The following is an 18,864-nucleotide window of genomic DNA, read 5'->3' as shown; positions in this document are numbered from 1 at the left end:
CTCAGCACTCCGCCGCGGCGAACCAGGCCTCGATCTCTTCCGGGCTGACCCGGTCCTTGAGGCCAAGGCCGACCAGCGCGGTTGCCTCCGCCGTGGCCGGGCGCAGCTCCCTGTGGCGGCCGACCAGCTGCAGCTCCATCGGTCCCGCATCGGTCAGCACGAACCCTTTCAGACGGTAGAGCCCGTCTGGCCGTGTCGCCAGCAGCGCCTCCAGCCCGGCCCGTGTCAGCACCCGGTCGCTGCGGTGCTGCCAGCGGACATAGGCTGGATGCGGCACCGGGGCGGGGGCCTTGGGCCGGGGCATCAGTTCGAACAGCAGCGGTGCCAGCGGGCCCTCGGCGGGCAGTGCCGCGGGCGCCGGCGCGCCGATGGCTTCCAGCTGCGCCACCAGCTGCGGATCGGGGGTCTGGCCCTTGGTGATCAGCAGCAGATCGGCGGCGCGGATCTGCTGTTCGATCTGCGGCGCGATGCGTGCGTCCTGCAGCAGCGCCGGGCCGTTCAGCGCATCGAAAAGGGTGATCACCCCGGCATAGCTCAGTTCCGGCTCCGCCTTGGCGGCATTGGCGATGGCGGCCGGATCGGCGATGCCGCTGGCCTCGATCAGCAGGTGATCGGGCCGCGGCCGCCGGTCCAGCGCCTGCCCCAGCGCGATATAGAAGCCGGCGGCCATGGTGCAGCAGACGCAGCCGTTGGTCAGCTCCAACGTATCGCCGCCCTCGGCCGCGATCAGCGCCGCGTCGATGTTGATGGCACCGAAATCGTTGACCAGAACCAGCAGTCTCTGGCCGTGCTCCTCGGCCAGGAGCCGGTTGATCAGCGTCGTCTTGCCGGCGCCGAGATAGCCGCCGATCACCGTCAGGGGCAGGCGTGGCAGGCTCACAGCAGCTGAACCCGGCCACCCAACACCGTGCCGCGCACAGGCACATCCTTGATCGCCATCGGATCGATGGCGGTGGGATCATCGCCGAGGACGGCGAAATCGGCGCGTTTGCCGGTCTCGATCGAGCCCATCTCGCGATCCAGCCGCATCGAATAGGCCGCCCCCAGCGTCACCGCATGCAGCGCTTCCTCGACGCTCACGCATTGGGCGGCGCCGAGCACGCGGCCCGACATGGTGCGCCGGTTCACCGCTACCCAGGCAGAGAACAACGGCGCCAGCGGCGTCACCGGCGCATCGGAGTGAATGGTGACATGCACGCCGGTATCCAGCGCGCTGCGCAGCGCATCCATCCGCCGGGCGCGGTCCTCGCCCACTGTCATCGCGACATGCTGATCGCCGAAATACCAGATGTGATTGGCGAAGATATTGCAGCAGACGCCCAGTTCGACACAGCGCTCGAACTGGTCGATCCCCATCAGCTGGCAATGCTGCAGCACATGGCGGGCACCGGGCCAGGGGTGGGCGCGCTGCGCCTTTTCGATGGCGTCGAGCGCGGCTTCGCTGGCCTCGTCGCCATTGACGTGGATGTCCAGATGGATGCCGGCCTTGTGGTATTCCATCACCTGGGTGTCCAGCACCTCGGGCGGGGTGTTCCAGATGCCGTTGGGCTGGCCGCCGATGTAGCCGGGCCATTTCACCCGCGCGGTCCAGCCCTGGATCGACCCGTCGGTCATCAGCTTGATCCGGCCCAGCCGCAGCTTCTCGGTCGACTGCGCCCTGAGCGCCTGAGCCTCGGTGGCCGTCGTCACCGGGTCGAGCCCGACGGCGCCGACCACCGGCACCAGCCGGGCGGGGAAGCTGTCGTCGCCGGTGATGGACTGCAGCTTTTCGACATCGCCGGGGTTCATCGAGGCATAGAGATCGGTCAGCGTGGTCACCCCGGCGCGCTGCGCCACCGCGCCGAAGGCACGGATCGCGGCGGGATCGCCGGTGATCGTCTCGAAGGCGAAATCCAGCCGCCGCAGCACCGGGAACATCGCCGCCATTTCCTGCAGCTCTCCGGTCGGCTCGCCGCTGGCGTCCTTCAGCACCCCCTCGACATTGCTTTCCCGGGTGTAACTCGCCATTTCCAGCGCCCGGGAGTTGGCGCAGAGCACGTGGAAGCTGGAGAACATGATGGCGACCGGTCGGTCGGACGCGACCTGATCCAGGTGATGCCGGCTCAGCCGTTCGCCGGTGAGGAAGATCGGGTCGAGCCCCCAGCCGATCACCGGCGCGCCCTCGGGCAGGGTCTCGGCATGGGCCTTCATCGCCGCGATCACCTCTTCGGCGGTGGTGACGCCCTTCCACAGCTTGCCTTCGGGGTCGATACGGTCGTGATAGCCGGCGTAGGCATATTTCCAGATGCCACCGGCCATCAGATGCGAATGGCCTTCGATGAAGCCCGGCATCAGCACGCTGTCGGCCAGCGAGTCGTCGACGGTCCCATCGCCCCAGCCGGCGGCGCAATCGGCATCGCCCACCGCCAGAATCCAGCCATCGCGCACCGCGACATGGGTCGCCTGCGGCAGGTTCGGGTCCATGGTGATGATTTTTTTCGCTCGAAACAGGGTGATGTCGCTCATTGCCGTCTCCGGGTCCTTGGTTGCGCGCTGTCAGCAGTGACACAGCAAATTTGATCGGCAAAATAGATTTACTGTCGGGGTAAACCCCATTTTTTGCGAGAACGATCCATGCGCTTCACCCTCAAGCAGATGCGTTACTTCGATGCGGCGCTGCGCAACGGATCGATCGCGCGGGCCGCGGAGGAGATGAATATCTCGCAAAGTTCGATCACCGCGGCGATCGATCTGATCGAACAATCCATCGGGGTGGAACTGTTTCGGCGGGTGCCGGCCAAGGGGCTGCTCGCCACGCCCGCCGGCACCCAGGTGGGGACGCGGGTGGCGTCTTTTCTGGAGCAGGCGCGGCTTTTCGAATCCGATCTGATGTCGCTGACAGGCGATCCCACCGGCACGCTGCGGATGGCCTGTTATGCGCCGACGGCGCCCTATGTGTTGCCACCGCTGCTGAAGCGGATCGCCCAGAGCTATCCCGACATTCGCATCGATCTGACCGAGGGCGATCTGAATTCGATCAGCGATCTGCTCAAATCCGGGGCAGTCGATCTGGCGCTGACCTATCGCATGGTGTTGCCGCATCAGATGATCTCGGTGCCGGACGATCGCGCCTTCACGCCGCTGTTCCATGCCCAGCCCTGGGCCATCGTGCCGGCGAATTCACCGCTGTCGGGGCAGGAATCGGTGACCATGGCCGAGCTGGCGCCGCTGCCGATGATCGTGCTCGACCTGCCAGGGGCGACGGAATATTTCCTCGGGCTGTTTGAATCCCAGGAATTGCGCGCGAATGTTGTGCACCGCACAAAATCCAGTTCGGTGCTGCGTGGGCTGGTCTCGGCCGAGTTCGGCTATTCCATCTTGAACATTTGTGGGCCGGCCGATCGCGACGGCAGCGCAGGCTATGTTGCGCTCCCGATCTCGGATCCGCTGGATTCTCCGACATTTGGGGTAGCTTACGCCGCTACGTTGCAGGAATCGGCAATTGTCCGGGCGGTCCTTCGAACCGGAGAGGAGCTGGTCCGGGAAGGTGGGCTTGATCATTTGTTGATGATTTGACGGATTCATTGTCACATTTCTTGGGGGAATTGTTACAGAAAACACTGTTTTCTGGGGGAAGGGGCGCCGCTAGCCTGATGCCATAAAATCAGAACGACGACCTACAGGGATATCCAAATGACCTATTTCTCTCGCTTGCTGGGCGCGGTTTCCGTCGCCGCGCTGAGCCTGTCGGCGCTGCCTGCGCTGGCCTCCGGCACGCTGGTGATCGCCTCGACCCAGGTCCCCCGTCACTTTAACGGCGCGGTGCAATCGGGCATCGCGACCGGTCTGCCGTCGGCGCAGATCTTCGCCTCGCCGCTGCGCTATGACGAGGACTGGACGCCGCAGCCCTACCTGGCCAAGAGCTGGGAGGAGAGCGCGGACGGCCTGTCGCTGACCCTGCATCTGGTGGATAACGCCACTTTCCACGACGGGGTGCCGATCACCTCGGAGGACGTCGCCTTCTCGATCATGACGATCAAGGAGAATCACCCGTTCAAATCGATGTTCGCCCCGGTCGAAGCGGTGGAGACCCCCGATCCGCTGACCGCGGTGATCAAGCTGAGCCAGCCGCATCCGGCGCTGCTGCTGGCGCTGTCACCGGCGCTCTGCCCGATCATTCCCAAACACGTCTATGGCGACGGCCAGGACATCAAGACGCATCCCGCCAATATCAAGCCGGTGGGCTCCGGTCCCTTCATGCTGGACAGCTACGCCCAGGGCGACTCCATCGTGCTGAAGAAGAACCCGAACTTCTTCCTCGACGGCCGGCCGAAACTGGATGAGGTGATCGTCCGCATCATCAAGGACCCCTCCGCACTGCTGATCGCGATGGAAAACGGCGATGCCGACATGTACCCGTTCATGGGCGGCAGTCAGGAGATCAAGCGGCTGGAGAAAGCCGATCACATCGGCATCGAACGCGACGGCGGCGCCGCCATCGGTCCGATCAACTGGCTGGCGTTCAACACCGCCTCGCCGAAACTGTCGGACAAGCGGGTGCGCCAGGCCATCGCCTATGCGGTCGATCGCAACTTCATCATCAAGGCGCTGCATCGCGGCGTCTCGAAACCGGCGCGCGGCCCGATTGTCGAGCAGTCGCCCTTCTTCAATCCCGACATCAACCCCTATGACGTCGATCTGGACAAGGCCAAGGCGCTGCTGGCCGAGGCCGGCTATCCCGACGGCATGGAACTGACGGTGGATTACATCCCCGGCTTCAAGGAACAGCAGCAGTCGGTGGCGGAATATCTGCGCTCGCAGCTGAAGAAGATCGGCATCGCCGTGACCGTGCGCGCCGCCCCCGACTTCCCGACCTGGGCGGGTCGGGTCGCCAACCACGATTTCGAACTGACCATGGACGCGGTGTTCAACTGGGGCGATCCGGTGATCGGCGTGCACCGCACCTATGTCAGCTCCAACATCCGCAAGGGCGTGATCTGGTCGAACACCCAGAGCTATGCCAACCCGCGGGTGGACGAACTGCTGGCCCAGGCGGCGGTGGAGCGCGATTTCGACAAGCGCAAGGCGCTCTATGCCGAATTCCAGCAGATCGTGGTCGACGATGCGCCGATCTACTTCCTGAACCAGATGCCGCAGATGACCGCCTATGACAAGAAGCTGGTGCATGTGCCCGACGGCATCTGGGGGCCGTTGGCGCCGATGGACCAGCTGGACTGGTCGGAATAATCCCGGCCTTTGCCCATGGCAGCCTCCGTCCCGCGGGACGGGGGAGGCCGAAGTTTCACTTTCTGCCAAGGGATCCCGGGACGCGTTCCGGGATCGGGTGACCAAGCGATGAGCTTTTCCTTCCTGATCCGGCGCCTGGCCTATGGGCTGGTGCTGATGCTGGGCGTCGTCGTCCTCAATTTCCTCCTGATCCGGCTGGCGCCGGGGGATCCCGCCGTGGTGATCGCCGGCGAGATGGGTGGCGCCACCGAGGAGATGCTGCAATCGATCCGCGCCGAATACGGGCTCGATCAGCCGGTGCTGACGCAGCTGTGGATCTATATCTCCAACGTGGCGCAGGGCGACCTGGGGCAGAGCTATTTCTTCAACCAGCCGGTGGCCTCGCTGATCGGTCAGCGGCTGGGGCCGACCATCCTGCTGGTGCTGGTGGCGCAGCTGCTGTCGATCCTGCTGGGCGTCTTCCTGGGGGTGATCGCGGCGCGCAAGCCGAACGGGCCGCTGTCGGCCTTCGTGTCGGTCTTCTCGACGCTGGGCTATGCGGTGCCGGTGTTCTGGACCGGGATCATGCTGATCATCCTCTTCGCTTCGACCTTTCCGATCTTCCCGGTCGAGGGGATGGCCTCGGTGCGGCTGCGCGACGCCGCCTGGTATGTGCGGGGGCTCGATGTGATACACCATCTGGTGCTGCCGGCCTTCACCCTGGCGATCATCTATCTGGCGCAATACGCCCGGCTGTCGCGCGCCTCGATGATGGAGGTGCTGGGATCGGATTACATCCGCACCGCGCGGGCCAAGGGGGCGGGCGAACGCTCGGTGCTGTTCCGCCACGCGCTGAGGAACGCGGCGCTGCCGATCCTGACGGTGGCCGGGCTGCAGTTCGGCAACCTGATCTCGGGCTCGTTGCTGGTGGAGACGGTCTATAACTGGCCGGGCATGGGGCGGCTGGCCTTCGATTCCATCCTGCGGCGGGACTATCCGACGATCATGGGGGGTGCTGTTCTTTGCCTCTGCCATGGTGGTGGTGGCCAATATCCTCACCGATCTGAGCTATCGGCTGGCCGATCCGCGGCTGCGGGGCCGGGGATGAGCGGCATCAGGACAACAGGGCCGCGCCGGCGCGGGGCGGCCGCGGCGGGGCAGGAGGGGGCCAACCCCCTCTGCGCCCCCGGCGGGGGCGCATTCACCCCCGGGATATTTCAAGCCAGAAAAAGAGCGGGATAAGCGATGAGCGAACCGACATCTTCCGAATATGTCGCCGAGAGCCCGGCCCGCGAGGCCTGGCGGATGTATCGGCGCAACCTGCCGGCGGTGGCCGGGGCCGTGATCCTGCTGGCCATCGTGGCAGCGACGCTCTACGGCAGTTTCTTCTATGCCGGCGATCCCTTCGATATCGTCTGGGCGCCGCATGAGATGCCGGGCGTGGAGCCGGGCTTTCCGCTGGGCACCGATTATCTGGGCCGCGATATCCTGGCCGGGCTGCTGACGGGGGGCGCACCGACGCTGACCGTGGGGCTGGCGGCGGCAGCGATCACCATGGTGATCGGCGTGGCGCTGGGGGCGCTGGCGGGCTATTACGGCGGCTGGGTCGACACCCTGCTGATGCGGGTGACCGAATTCTTCCAGGTGCTGCCGGCGCTGCTGTTCGCCATGGTGCTGGTGACGCTGTTCTCGCCCTCGATCTGGACCATCGCCGCCGCCATCGGCGTGGTCAGCTGGCCGCAGACGGCGCGGCTGACCCGGGCGGAATTCCTCAAGATCAAGGAGCTGGAATATGTCACCGCGGCGCGGGCGATCGGGGCGCGCAACAAGCGGATCATCTGGAAGGTGATCCTGCCCAATGCGGCGGCACCGCTGATCGTCTCGGCGACGCTGACCATCGGCGTGGCGATCCTGTTCGAGGCGGGGCTGTCGTTTCTCGGGCTCGGCGATCCCAACCAGATGAGCTGGGGCCTGATGATCGGCGCCAACCGCGAATATATCCTGGATGCCTGGTGGCCGGTAACCTTTCCCGGTCTGGCGATTTTTCTGACGGTCTTCGCGGTGTCGCTGATCGGCGACGGGCTCAATGACGCATTCAATCCGAAACTGAGGGAAAGATGAGCGCGCTACTGGAAATCGAAGATCTGCGCGTCACGTTCCGGACGCGCTATGGCGAGGTCACCGCGCTGGATTCGGTGTCCTTGCAGGTGAATGCGGGCGAGACCCTGGGCATCGTCGGCGAATCCGGCTGTGGCAAGTCGATCACCGCGCTGAGCGTGATGGGGCTGATCCCCAGCCCGCCGGGCAAGATCGCCGGCGGCTCGATCCGGCTGAACGGCGAAGAGCTGATCGGTGTGTCGCCGGCGCGGATGCGGGCACTGCGCGGATCGGATGTGGCGATGATCTTTCAGGAGCCGATGACCAGCCTGAACCCGGTCTTCACCGTCGGCGACCAGATCGCCGAGGCGATCATGCTGCATCAGAAGGTCAGCCCCGATCAGGCGTTCCGGGATGCCGTCGCGCTGCTGGACCGGGTGGGGATCCCCAGCCCGGACCGCCGGGCGCGGGATTATCCGCACCAGCTGTCGGGCGGCATGCGGCAGCGGGTGATGATCGCCATGGCGGTCTCCTGCCGGCCCAAGGTGCTGATCGCGGATGAGCCGACCACCGCGCTGGACGTGACAGTGCAGGCGCAGATCTTCGATCTGCTGAACGAGATCCAGCGCGATTTCGGCGCCGCCATCATGCTGATCACCCATGACATGGGGGCGATCAGCGAAATGGCCGACCGGGTGGCGGTGATGTATGCCGGCCGGGTGATCGAGACCGCCACCGCCGACGACGTGCTGGATTTGCCGCAGCACCCCTATGCCCGCGGGCTGATCGACTGCATCCCGACGCTGGGCCGCGCCGATCACGCGCTGAAGGAAATTCCTGGCGTGGTGCCGCCGCTGCATCTGCTGGGCAAGGGCTGCGCCTTTGCCGATCGCTGCGCCTATAAATTCGACCGCTGCGACGCGGAAAAGCCGCTGCTGACCGATCATGGCCGGCATCCGGTGGCCTGTCACGGCGCCGAGGAGGGACGGATATGACCACGCTTCTCGATGTGCGCGACCTGACGGTGCGCTTCGCCCTGCCGAAGGCTTCGATGTTCGGTCCGCGCCCGCATCTGGAGGCGGTGCGGCAGGTGTCCTTCAGCCTCGACGCCGGCCGGGCGCTGGGGATCGTGGGCGAGAGCGGGTCGGGCAAGACCACGACCGCGATGGCGGCGATCCGCCTGACCCCGGCCTCCGGTGGCCAGGTGCTGTTCGAGGGCGAGGATCTGCTGGCGCTGGACGAGGAAGGGATGCGACAGCGTCGCCGCGACGTGCAGCTGATCTTCCAGGACCCCTATTCCTCGCTCAACCCGCGGGCACGGGTGGTTGATATCGTGCGCGAACCGATGGACCTGCTGGAGATCGGCACGCCGGAGGAGCGGCTGGCGAGGGTCAAGGAGCTGTTCAGCCTGGTGGGGCTGAGACCCGATCAGCTCAATCTCTTCCCGCATCAGTTCTCCGGCGGACAGCGGCAGCGGATCTCCATCGCGCGGGCACTGACCACCAATCCGCGGCTGCTGGTCTGCGACGAGCCGGTCTCGGCGCTGGATGTGGCGATCCAGGCGCAGATCCTGAACCTGCTGGCCCGGCTGAAGGCAGAGCTGGGGCTGAGCTATCTCTTCATCAGCCACGATCTGGGGGTGGTGCGCCATGTCTGCGAGGATGTGGCGGTGATGTATCTGGGCAAGATCGTCGAGATGGGGCCGCGCGATGCGCTCTTCGATGCGCCGCAGCATCCCTATACCCAGGCGCTGCTGTCGGCGGCGCCGTCGCTGTCGCGGCGCAAGTCGAAGGGCTATGTGCGGCCGCTGAAGGTCTCCGGCGATCCGCCCAGTCCGATCAATCCGCCGGCCGGCTGCGCCTTTGCCGAGCGCTGTCCCAAGGCGCAGGCGATCTGCCGGCAGACGCCGCCGGTATTGGCGCCGCTGGCGGGCGCGGGCGGGGCATCCGGTCCGGTCCAGCAGGTGGCCTGCCATTTCCCGGGACCGGCGGCCGAGGCCGCCTGATCCCGCCGCGATCCGCCCTGTCGCACGGGGCTCTGTCCGATATCACCGCCCCGCAGGCCTTGTCCGGCCTGCGGGGCGGTGTTTTTCTGGCCCGGGGACTCGCGGATTCGGGGCTGGCAAGATTTGATTCGAGTAAAATTCGAATCCACTGTTCGTGATTTGAGTAGAATTCTTCGAAAACCTGCCGGATTGGTTCCGGAACGCCGGGGCTGAGGGCGCCGGCCTCCGCCCATCCTGCCCTCGGGGCAGGCGCTGTTCCGGGGCGACAGAGCGGTGCGCTGCTGTCATGGATCGGGAAACAGTATGGGGGTAGAGCGGCGGCGGATGCGCGGATTTCACGGTCTCCGCCGGTCTTTGGTCAAATCTCCCTCAGCAGCCCCGGGAATATTGGAAACAATCTGCATGGCGTACCCTAGGTCAGGACGCGGCGTCAGTCGGGCTGGCGGGATTTTCGGATAATCTGGCGATACTTTTGTTCAATTTTTCTTTTTGTCGCCGTTCTGCGTTGCGGTAATTCTATACGGGCCTACTGGGGGGCACATAACAGATCGGTCGCGCGAGCGGCCGTCCGAGCGCATCGGCAAGATGATGCGAGGACAAGACCCACGAGCCGACGTGCGGTTTGTGACCGGTTGCATAGCTGCGACCGGGCCGGTTGTCGACTGCCGCGAAATAGGGCGTGGCAGGACCGTGATCTGTTTTCCCCGGAAGGTGATTTGGGCTTGAGATTTCCGGCCCGCGATATGGCGTGGGCCGAAAAGGAGTAGTTGTCATGGCTGTAACCCCGAGAACCCCGAACGGTATCGTCGAGGGCGATTCCGGCAACAACAAGATTGATCTGACCTATACCGGCGATCCCGATGGCGATGTCATCGACGGCGGCGATGCGGTTCTGGCGGGCGAGGGGCCGAACGACGATATCGTCGATGCCGGCGCCGGCGACGACTATATCGAAGCGGGTCTGGGCGACGACACCGTCTATGCCGGCAGCGGCAGCGACGAAGTCTACGGCCAGGAGGGCGACGACGTTCTCTATGGCGACAGTAACTACAACGACGGCGCGCCGACCGCGTCGCGCGAAGTGCTGCAATGGGACCTGGCGCCCGATCCGGACGACGGCGGTGCCACCCCGATCGATGTGAACGACAGCCTGAAGGGCGGCTTCACCCAGAACACCGGCAGCGTCGATGTGACCTTCTCGGTCAGTTCCGCCGACTGGGGCACGGTCACCGCGCTGTCGGCCGAAACCGAGAATGTCGACGATATCGTGACCGATGGCACGCCGGCCTCGACCACCAGCGGGCTCGACTCGCTGACCCAGGGCGAAGGCAACAGCGTCGCCTATAACGTCGATTTCTCCGAAGAGGTGGAAAACATCTCGTTCCGGGTGAACGACATCGACGGCGACGGCGTGGTCAAGATCGAGGCCTACGATGCCCAGGGCAACCCGGTTGAGGTCACCCTGACCGCCGGCGCCAACCTGACGCTGCTGGACACCGACACTGTGACCGGCCCCGACACGGCGGATTCCAACGGCGGCTACGATGACAACGACAGTGCCGATTATTCGGTTCTGGTCAGCATCGATGGCCCGGTCGCCAGCCTCAGCATTACTCACAGCCAAGACGGCGCCAACAACTCCGGCGTCACCGTCACGGACATCTATTTCGACGCCGGCACCGGTTGCGTCGACGATGGCGAGGATGGCGACGATTACATCGACGGCGGCGAGGGCGACGACACCATCTACGGCGAAGGTGGCAACGACACGCTGATCGGCGGTGACGGCAGCGACACCGTCTATGGCGGCGAGGGCGACGATTTCATCGACACCTCCTCGACCTCCGGTATCCCGCTGCCCGACCGCGGCTTCCCCTCGTACGAGGGGCTGCCCCCGATCCCGGCCGACGCCGATCCGACCGACGATATGGACTTCGTCGATGGTGGCGATGGCAATGATACCATCATCACGGGCGACGATGACGACATCATCTACGGTGGCGCCGGCAATGACGTGATCGATGCCGGTCTCGACGACGACTATATCGAGGGCGGCGACGGCGACGACTTCATCGTCGGCGGCGAAGGGTCGGACGAGATTCACGGCGGTGATGGCGATGACACCATCTATGGCGGTCTCGACCCGGCCTATCCGGATTACATGAACATCCCCGATGACGGCAGTGCCGGCGATCCCGATCCGGTGACCGACAACGGCATGGACGTGATCTATGGCGGGGCCGGCAACGACACCATCTACGGCCAGGATGACGACGATTACATCGAGGGCGGCGACGGCGACGATTACATCGACGGTGGTGTGGATGACGACACCCTGCTGGGCGGCGCCGGCAGCGACACGCTGATAGGCGGCCAGGGTAGCGATACCATGTCCGGCGGCGACGATCGCGACTCCTTCTACGGGGTGACCGACGGCGATGACGTCGACGGCGGCGCCGGTGGCGACGACTACGACACGCTCTACATGGGCGGGCAGCGGTTCAAGATCACCAGCGAAACCGTCGATGCGGATGGCAACAGCACCTCCGGCACGATGAACCTGCTGGATGATTTTGGTAATGTCACCGGATCGATCGATTTCCACGAGATCGAGAAGATCGTGCCCTGTTTCACCCCGGGCACCCGGATCGCGACGCCGCAGGGCGCGCGTCTGGTCGAGGAGCTGGAGATCGGCGATCAGGTGCTGACCCGCGACAACGGCATCCAGCAAATCCGCTGGGTCGGGCGCCGCGACCTGCAGGCCGCCGAGATGGCCGATCACCTGCAGCCGATCCTGATCCGTCAGGGGGCCCTGGGCAACGGCCTGCCGGACCGCGACATGATGGTCAGCCCGCAACACCGGGTGCTGATCGCCAGTGACCGCACCTCGCTCTATTTCGAGGATCGCGAGGTTCTGGTGGCGGCCAAGCATCTGACCTGGATGGACGGGGTCGACCAGGTGGCACGCCCGGATGTGACCTATATCCACTTCATGTTCGACCATCACGAGGTGGTTCTGTCGGACGGCGCCTGGACCGAGAGCTTCCAGCCCGGGGACCTGAGCCTGAACGGCATGGACAGTGCCCAGCGGATGGAAATCCTGGAGCTTTTCCCGGAGCTGAAGACGCGTGACGGTCTCGCGGCCTATCCCTCGGCCCGCCGGTCCCTGAAGCGTCACGAAGCGGTCCTGCTGATGCATTGATCGCTGCGGGCGTCCGGCTGGGGGGCCGGGCGTTCGCCTCAGTCGGATGCTCCGATGCAGCTACGATTCGATCCGCCAACGGGGCGCGGATCAGGAAGGCAGGGCTTGGTCCCTGCCTTTTCCTTTGGCGGATCGTCGGCGCGGATGATCAGGGGGCGGGAACGGCGGTGTCCTGCCGGGCACGCCAGGCCGCCCAGGCCTCCGGCGTGTCGAGATCGCAGATCGCGTGATCGCCGGGCAGCGCAACCTTCACGACCCTGTCGGCATGGCGGCGCAGCAACGGTTGCGCTCCGTGATCGCCGGTGAGCGTCTGCACCTCGTCGAAAAGCGGCTGGGCGATCACCACCGGATGACCCGGTGCCCCGGTTTCTGACGTGCCGCGCCAAATCATATTTTCAGAATTCAAATCAAGTGATTGTGCGATGTTCTTCAGGTCTTCTGTGGTCAGCTCTGGCAGATCGCAGAGCAGGATCATCGCCGCCCCGGCCTGTGGCGGCAGCGCGGAAAAACCACGGCGCAGGCTGGCCGAAAGGCCGCTGGCGGCATCGGGCACCTCCACCGGTGTCAGCTCCAGCCCGCTCAGCGCGGCATACCGTGGATGCGGCGGCGGCGGAAGCGTCACGTAGACCGGGCCGAGCCCGGCGGCGATCGCCCGTTGCGCCATGCGCCGCAGCAGCGCGACGCCTTCGACCGGTTCCATCAGCTTGTCACGCCCCTGCATCCGGCGTGATTGTCCGGCGGCGAGCAGGAGGATGGGCAAAGCCTGGGTCATGAAACGATCATAGGCCGGCAGAGGGGGAGCTGTCAGCCCCGCATGCGCGCCCCGTCGGCATCGAACAGCGGCTGCGTCACCACCCGGGCCCTGCGCATCTGGCCGAGGATCTCGATTTCCACCTCCCGCCCCTCGGCAATCGCGCCCAGGGGCAGAAAGCCGATGGCGACTGAACAGCCGGCGTGATGCGCATAGCCGCCGGAGGTGCAGAAGCCCTGAACCCGGCCGTCCAGCCAGATCGGCTCATAGCCCTGGACATCGGCATCCTCCGCCTCTACCACGAAGGTGGTCAGCCGGCGGTCGGGCCGGTCGGCTTCCACCGCCGCGCGGCCGATGAAATCGACCGGTTTCCGCAGCGAGATGAAGCGGTCGAGCCCGGTTTCCGCCGGCGTGTAATCCGGCGAATACTCTGCCATCCAGCTGCCGAAGCCCTTGTCCAGCCGCAGCGACATCATCGCCCGCATGCCGAAGGGGATCATGCCCAGAGGCGCCCCCGCCGCCCAGAGGGTCCGCCACAGCTGCCGCTGCGCCATCGGATCGCAGTAGATTTCATAGCCCAGATCGCCGGTATAGCTGACCCTCTGTACCAGGCAGTCGGTCATGCCGATCACCAGCGGCCGCGCCTGCATGAACCCGAGGTCCGCGATATCGGCGTGGGTGCAGGCGGTCAGAACCGCCCGTGCCTGGGGTCCGGCGATCTGAAATCCGTTCAGCTTATCGCTGATATTCTCGATGGTTACGCCATCTTCCTGATGTTTCAGGAACCAACGCATGTGGAACGCCTGCGCGCCGTAGGAGGCGGTCAGCTGAAAGCGGTCCGGAGCCAGGCAGGTAACGGTGAAATCGCCGATCAGCTTGCCGTTTTCCGACAGCATCGGGCTCAGCGACAGCCGGCCCGGGGCGGGCAGCCGTCCGGCCATGAGGCGGTCCAGCCAGGCACCGGCGCGCGGGCCGCTGATGCGGTATTTCCCGAAGTTATGAATCTCATTGATTCCAATGGCTTCTCGAACTCCTTTCACCTCACGCGCCACGGCCGAAAAGGCGTCTGAGCGGCGGAAGCTCGGGGTTTCATAGCCAGGCTCGTCGCCCTGCGCGAAGTAATTGACCACCTCCAGCCCATACTGCTGACCCCAGACCGCGCCCATGTCGGAGAAGATGTCATACATCGGTGTGGTGCGGTTCGGCCGTGCCGCCGGCAGCTCCTCGTTCGGATAGGAGACAGAGAAGCGTTTCTGATAGTTTTCAATGACTTTCGGGCGGGTGTAGCCGGGGGTGATCCAATCGCCGAACCGCGCCACATCCATCGCCATCACGTCGCGCTCGGGCTCGCCCTCGATCATCCATTGCGCCAGCATCAACCCGACGCCGCCGCCCTGGCTGAAGCCGGCCATCACGCCACAGGCCGACCAATAGTTGCGCATGCCCGGCACCGGCCCCACCAGCGGGTTGCCATCGGGGGCGAAGGTGAACGGGCCGTGGATGACGGTCTTGACCCCCGCGGTGGCCAGGACGGGGAAACGTTTATAAGCGAACTCAATGCTGTCGGCGATCTTGTCGAAGTCATCTGGCAGCAGCTCATGGCCAAAGCTCCAGGGCGTCCCATCCACCGCCCAGGGCCGACACGGCTGTTCATAAAAGCCGATGCAGAGGCCGCGGCCCTCCTGCCTGAGATAGCTTTCGCCGGCGGGATCCATCACATGCGGGTGCTCGCGCCCCTCCGCCACCATGGCGAGGATTTCGGGCACATCCTCAGTGACGATATACTGGTGCTCCATCGGGTGCAGCGGGAAGTAGACGCCCGCCATCGCCCCGACCTCACGCGCCCAGAGGCCACCGGCGTTGACCACATGTTCGGCGTGGACCGTGCCCTTGTCGGTGATCACGTCCCAACTGCCGTCCGGGCGCTGGGTCGTCTCGCGCACCATGCAATGGGTCTCGATGGTGGCACCGCCCATCCGGGCCGCCTTGGCATAGGCGTGGGTGGTGCCGGCCGGATCCAGATGGCCGTCCAGCGGATCGTAAAGCGCGCCGATGATGCCATCCAGGTTGGTGATCGGCGCGATCTTGGCGATCTCCTCGGGGCCGACGATTTCGGTTTCCAGACCCATGAAGCGGTGCTTTGCGCGTTCTGCCAGCAGCATGTCGAAGCGGTCGCGATTGTCCGCCAGCGTCACGCCGCCGACGTGATGCAGCCCGCAGGACATGCCGGTGATCTCTTCCAGTTCCTTGTAGAGCCGGATGGTATAGCCCTGCAGCGCGGCCATGTTGGTATCGCCGTTCAGGGTGTGAAAGCCACCCGCCGCATGCCAGGTGGAGCCCGAGGTGAGCTCGGACCGCTCCAGCAGCATGACATCCGACCAGCCCAGCTTGGTCAGGTGATAGAGCACGCTGCAGCCGACGACGCCGCCGCCGATGACGACGACCCGGGTGGTGGTTTTCATGGGGCACTCCCTCGCTGGTTTATCCCATCATCCGATGGTTCCGACCGGGGGCTTGTCCCAAAACGACAGAAAGTGTCGTTCAGGTGTCCCCGCGGGAGGCCGCCTTCGGTGCGGTCCGGGCGGCATAGTGGGCGCGGGCGGTGGCGACCTCCGGGGCTTTTTCCACTGCCCAGGCGGTCAGCACCCGCAGTGGCTCCAGCAGGGTGCGCCCCAGCGGCGTCAGGGCATAGTCGACCCGCGGCGGGATCGTCGGCGTCACCACCCGTTCCACCAGCCCGTCACGCTCCAGATCGCGCAGCGAGGCGGTGAGGGATTTCTGGGTGATGCCGATGCCGCGTTTCAGTTCGGTAAAGCGTTTGGGGCCGGGCTCCAGGTGGGTCACGATCAGCGTGGTCCACTTGCTGCTGATTTTCTGCAGCAGGTCGCGCATCGCCATGCAGTGCGGGTGATCGCGCGCCGGAAGGGCGTCCGGGTTCGGATGCGGTTTCATCGGGGATACCAGGTATCAGAAATGTTCCGTCTTGCAGCGGGCAGGCAAAAGCCTATTTTCGCGCCGGTATCCTGACGATACCTGAGTTTCAGTTCTGCACCAAGACCCATCTGGTCGCAGCCTCCTCCGGCGGCCGCCGGTCCGGGTCCGGGCTTATCCGGAACGTTAAGATAAAGGACCAAACATATGACTCTGAAACTGAAAGTAATCATCGGCGCGACCCGTCCGGGACGTGCTGGCCCGGTGATCGGCGACTGGGCGGCGAAAGCTGCGGAAGCCTTTGGCGGCTTTGACGTGGAGCTGGTGGATCTGGCCAGCTTCAACCTGCCGCTGCTGGACGAGCCGAACCACCCGGCGATGAAGCAATATGAACATGACCACACCAAGGCCTGGAGCGCCGTCATCGATGACGCCGATGCCTTCGTGTTCGTGACCCCGGAATACGACTACTTCCCGCCGGCGTCGCTGGTGAACGCGCTTCAGTGCCTGTCGCAGGAATGGCGCTACAAGCCGGCGGCGACGGTCAGCTATGCCTATGTCTCGGGCGGGCTGCGCGCGGCGCAGGAACTGCGCCTGCTGATGTCGAACCTGCAGATGATGCCGCTGCCGCAGGTGGTGCCGGTGCCGTTCTTCCCGCAGTTCGTCAAGGATGGCGTGGTCGAACCGAACGAGCCGATGACCGACGGCATGAACGCGACGCTCGGCGAGCTGGCCAAATGGGCCGAAGCGCTGAAACCGATGCGCGGCTGATCGCATCGCCAGGGGGCGCGGTGCCCCGCACCGAAGCTTCCGATGCTTCCCGAGGCCGGCGCCTGCGCGCCGGCCTTTTTCATTTCCGAATTGATTTATTTTTCATCTATTGGTTGAGTGAATTTCGATTGCGAATGTATCGTTGTCGAGAGTGGGAGGAGGCGAAATGCTGAGGAGAGCTATTTTCGCGACTGTTTTGGCCATGGTTTCGGTGTCGGGCGCGCCGGCGGCGCCGCTGGCGCCGGTGAACGCACCGGCGACGGGTTTCATCGGCCGTATTCATGAGCTTGCGGCACCGCCGGTGGTGGCTGCCGCCTGCTGCAAGATCTGCAAGAAGGGCAAGGCTTGCGGCAACAGCTGTATCAGCAAGAGCAAGAGCTGCCGCGTCGGGCCGGGCTGCGCCTGTAACGGCTGATCGAGCGACCGAGGCATCCCGGCACATGTCGCGCCGGGCCGATCCGCCGGCTTGTCCTTCTGCCGTCGCCCGGTCATGCTGGCGGCCAGGAGGGCGAGGATGCTGACAACGCTCGTGCAACGCTGGCTGCTGATCTGGCGCACCCTGTGGTTCCGGGTTGCCGGGATTTCGGTTCTGAGCATCGTCGCGGTGCTGGCGGCCAAGCTGCTGGGGCCGGTGCTGCCGCATGGGCTGGATCGGCTGGTGGGGGCGCAGTCGGTCGATCAGCTGCTGGATATCCTCAGCAGCTCGATGCTGGCGGTCACCACCTTTTCGCTGTCGGTCATGGTTTCGGTCTACCGCGCAATCTCGTCGCAATGGACCCCGCGGGCGCATCGCATCCAGCTGCGCGACAACGCCACGCAGATGGTTCTGGCGACTTTCGTTGGCGCCTTCGTCTATGCGCTTTGCTCGATCGTGTTGCGGTCGACCCGGTTCTTCGCGGATCGCGATATCGTCGTGCTCTTCGGGATGACGCTGCTGGTGATCGTGCTGGTCGTGGTGATGCTGCTGCGCTGGATGATCCGGCTGCAGACCATGGGCAGCCTGTCCGATATCGCCGGACGGATCACCGATCAGACCTTGCGGGCATTTCGGCGCCGGATGGCCGCGCCCTGTCTGGGCGCCCGGGAGCTGAGCGCCGAACTGGTGGTGCCGGAGAACGTCATCGACGTGACTGCGCCGCGCTCGGGCTATGTCGAACGGGTGTTCGCCGCGGCCATCGACGCCCATGCGCGCGGTTGCGGTGGCGTGGTCTATGTCCTCAAGGGGGTGGGTGAGTATGTCTCGCGCGGCGAGGTGATCGCCCAGGTGACCGATGCCGAGCTGGCAGAGGCGGTGCTGGGCAACGTGCAGATCGGTTCGATGCGCGATATCGAGCAGGACCCGGGCTTCGGCCTGCATGTACTGGCCGAGATCGGATCGAAGGCGCTGTCGCCCGGGGTGAACGACGGCGGTACGGTGATCGACATGATCGACCGGATCACCCGGGTGCTGGAAAGCTGGCTGGCCCCGCAGGAGGCACCGGAGGCACAGCCGCGCTATCCCGGCCTCTATCTGCCGCCGCTGGACCCGGCGCCGCTGGTGGCCGAGCCCTTCGGCCTGATCGCGCGGGACGGCGCCGCGGTGCTGGAGGTGCAGAAGGTTCTGCAGTCGCGGTTGTCGGGGCTGGAGCATCATCCCGATCCGGCACTGGCAGAGGCGGCGCGCCAGACCCGGGAGCTGGCGCTGCGCCGGGCGATGGAGGCGCTACCGCATGAGGTCGACCGCGAGGCGCTGGCGGCGCATGTGGAGGCGATGGGCCGGCGCTGTTGGGGCGCGGCAGTGCCTGTCTGCGACCTCCCGACCTGACGGAACGGGTTGACAGGGCCGCATACGCCTGAAAAGTTCGGCGCATTAAAAGGCCTTTTTTTATGCCTTCGGGCAAATTTATTCTTGTGTATTGATTG

The 18,864-nt window shown here is 65.2% G+C and carries 15 protein-coding genes; 10 read left to right on the top strand and 5 right to left on the bottom strand.

The genetic code is table 11. The features are described from left to right. Window position 1: 1 nt before the first annotated feature. Complete coding sequence (locus tag QO033_RS23610; protein ID WP_321170061.1) at window positions 2-880, bottom strand: CobW family GTP-binding protein; 879 nt, start codon at window positions 878-880, stop codon at window positions 2-4. After that, window positions 877-2,505 carry an amidohydrolase gene (locus QO033_RS23605; RefSeq protein WP_284483235.1) on the bottom strand — a complete coding sequence of 543 codons (1,629 nt, stop codon included), beginning with the start codon at window positions 2,503-2,505 and terminating at the stop codon, window positions 877-879. Before QO033_RS23605 ends, QO033_RS23610 begins: the two co-directional genes overlap by 4 nt. Window positions 2,506-2,613: 108 nt before the next feature. Between QO033_RS23605 and QO033_RS23600 the strand changes: the two genes are divergently transcribed. From QO033_RS23600 to QO033_RS23570, 7 genes are all read left to right on the top strand, one after another. Beyond that, window positions 2,614-3,555, top strand: coding sequence for a LysR family transcriptional regulator (locus QO033_RS23600; RefSeq protein ID WP_284483234.1), 942 nt, complete (start codon window positions 2,614-2,616; stop codon window positions 3,553-3,555). 117 nt (window positions 3,556-3,672) lie between these two features. Next, window positions 3,673-5,226 carry an ABC transporter substrate-binding protein gene (locus tag QO033_RS23595; RefSeq protein WP_284483233.1) on the top strand — a complete coding sequence of 518 codons (1,554 nt, stop codon included), beginning with the start codon at window positions 3,673-3,675 and terminating at the stop codon, window positions 5,224-5,226. A gap of 108 nt (window positions 5,227-5,334) precedes the next feature. Beyond that, window positions 5,335-6,447, top strand: coding sequence for an ABC transporter permease (locus tag QO033_RS23590; RefSeq protein WP_321170060.1), 1,113 nt, complete (start codon window positions 5,335-5,337; stop codon window positions 6,445-6,447). Between the two features lie 3 nt (window positions 6,448-6,450). Next, the gene (locus QO033_RS23585; RefSeq protein WP_284483232.1) at window positions 6,451-7,326 is read left to right on the top strand and encodes an ABC transporter permease; all 876 of its coding nucleotides are present in this window, start codon (window positions 6,451-6,453) and stop codon (window positions 7,324-7,326) included. Next, entirely contained in the window at window positions 7,323-8,297 is a 975-nt protein-coding gene (locus QO033_RS23580) for an ABC transporter ATP-binding protein (RefSeq protein WP_284483231.1), read from the top strand. The genes QO033_RS23585 and QO033_RS23580 overlap by 4 nt, the downstream gene beginning before the upstream one ends. After that, entirely contained in the window at window positions 8,294-9,307 is a 1,014-nt protein-coding gene (locus QO033_RS23575) for an ABC transporter ATP-binding protein (protein WP_284483230.1), read from the top strand. The genes QO033_RS23580 and QO033_RS23575 overlap by 4 nt, the downstream gene beginning before the upstream one ends. Window positions 9,308-10,079: 772 nt before the next feature. Next, window positions 10,080-12,509 carry a Hint domain-containing protein gene (locus QO033_RS23570; protein WP_284483229.1) on the top strand — a complete coding sequence of 810 codons (2,430 nt, stop codon included), beginning with the start codon at window positions 10,080-10,082 and terminating at the stop codon, window positions 12,507-12,509. Between the two features lie 148 nt (window positions 12,510-12,657). On the opposite strand, the gene QO033_RS23565 is transcribed toward QO033_RS23570, so the two are convergent. From QO033_RS23565 to QO033_RS23555, 3 genes are all read right to left on the bottom strand, one after another. Continuing rightward, complete coding sequence (locus QO033_RS23565; protein ID WP_284483228.1) at window positions 12,658-13,281, bottom strand: nucleotidyltransferase family protein; 624 nt, start codon at window positions 13,279-13,281, stop codon at window positions 12,658-12,660. A gap of 32 nt (window positions 13,282-13,313) precedes the next feature. Then, window positions 13,314-15,722, bottom strand: a complete 2,409-nt coding sequence (locus tag QO033_RS23560) for a GcvT family protein (protein WP_284483227.1) — start codon at window positions 15,720-15,722, stop codon at window positions 13,314-13,316. Window positions 15,723-15,801: 79 nt separating this feature from the next. Continuing rightward, a complete protein-coding gene (locus QO033_RS23555; RefSeq protein WP_284483226.1) occupies window positions 15,802-16,212 on the bottom strand; it encodes a winged helix-turn-helix transcriptional regulator in 411 nt (136 codons plus the stop codon). 186 nt (window positions 16,213-16,398) lie between these two features. Between QO033_RS23555 and QO033_RS23550 the strand changes: the two genes are divergently transcribed. The 3 genes from QO033_RS23550 (at window position 16,399) to QO033_RS23540 (ending at window position 18,766) form a co-directional block, all read left to right on the top strand. Further along, window positions 16,399-16,962, top strand: coding sequence for an NADPH-dependent FMN reductase (locus QO033_RS23550; RefSeq protein WP_284483225.1), 564 nt, complete (start codon window positions 16,399-16,401; stop codon window positions 16,960-16,962). A 166-nt stretch (window positions 16,963-17,128) separates the two neighbouring features. Next, window positions 17,129-17,377, top strand: coding sequence for a hypothetical protein (locus tag QO033_RS23545; protein WP_284483224.1), 249 nt, complete (start codon window positions 17,129-17,131; stop codon window positions 17,375-17,377). 99 nt (window positions 17,378-17,476) lie between these two features. Beyond that, window positions 17,477-18,766: a DUF2254 domain-containing protein gene (locus QO033_RS23540; protein ID WP_284483223.1), complete on the top strand. Its 1,290-nt coding sequence runs from the start codon at window positions 17,477-17,479 to the stop codon at window positions 18,764-18,766. Window positions 18,767-18,864 lie beyond the last annotated feature (98 nt).

Source organism: Pseudodonghicola flavimaris (assembly GCF_030164425.1).
Classification (GTDB): domain Bacteria; phylum Pseudomonadota; class Alphaproteobacteria; order Rhodobacterales; family Rhodobacteraceae; genus Pseudodonghicola; species Pseudodonghicola flavimaris.
The sequence above is the reverse complement of the archived record's forward strand: the minus strand, read 5'-3'. Positions and strand labels throughout refer to the sequence as shown.

Excerpts from the sequence above, each read along its gene's own strand:
- QO033_RS23605 (WP_284483235.1), bottom strand. The coding sequence starts at position 2,505 with ATGAGCGACATCACCCTGTTTCGAGCGAAAAAAATCATCACCATGGAC.
- QO033_RS23600 (WP_284483234.1), top strand. The coding sequence starts at position 2,614 with ATGCGCTTCACCCTCAAGCAGATGCGTTACTTCGATGCGGCGCTGCGC.
- QO033_RS23595 (WP_284483233.1), top strand. The coding sequence starts at position 3,673 with ATGACCTATTTCTCTCGCTTGCTGGGCGCGGTTTCCGTCGCCGCGCTG.
- QO033_RS23590 (WP_321170060.1), top strand. The coding sequence starts at position 5,335 with ATGAGCTTTTCCTTCCTGATCCGGCGCCTGGCCTATGGGCTGGTGCTG.
- QO033_RS23585 (WP_284483232.1), top strand. The coding sequence starts at position 6,451 with ATGAGCGAACCGACATCTTCCGAATATGTCGCCGAGAGCCCGGCCCGC.
- QO033_RS23580 (WP_284483231.1), top strand. The coding sequence starts at position 7,323 with ATGAGCGCGCTACTGGAAATCGAAGATCTGCGCGTCACGTTCCGGACG.
- QO033_RS23575 (WP_284483230.1), top strand. The coding sequence starts at position 8,294 with ATGACCACGCTTCTCGATGTGCGCGACCTGACGGTGCGCTTCGCCCTG.
- QO033_RS23570 (WP_284483229.1), top strand. The coding sequence starts at position 10,080 with ATGGCTGTAACCCCGAGAACCCCGAACGGTATCGTCGAGGGCGATTCC.
- QO033_RS23565 (WP_284483228.1), bottom strand. The coding sequence starts at position 13,281 with ATGACCCAGGCTTTGCCCATCCTCCTGCTCGCCGCCGGACAATCACGC.
- QO033_RS23560 (WP_284483227.1), bottom strand. The coding sequence starts at position 15,722 with ATGAAAACCACCACCCGGGTCGTCGTCATCGGCGGCGGCGTCGTCGGC.
- QO033_RS23555 (WP_284483226.1), bottom strand. The coding sequence starts at position 16,212 with ATGAAACCGCATCCGAACCCGGACGCCCTTCCGGCGCGCGATCACCCG.
- QO033_RS23550 (WP_284483225.1), top strand. The coding sequence starts at position 16,399 with ATGACTCTGAAACTGAAAGTAATCATCGGCGCGACCCGTCCGGGACGT.
- QO033_RS23545 (WP_284483224.1), top strand. The coding sequence starts at position 17,129 with ATGCTGAGGAGAGCTATTTTCGCGACTGTTTTGGCCATGGTTTCGGTG.
- QO033_RS23540 (WP_284483223.1), top strand. The coding sequence starts at position 17,477 with ATGCTGACAACGCTCGTGCAACGCTGGCTGCTGATCTGGCGCACCCTG.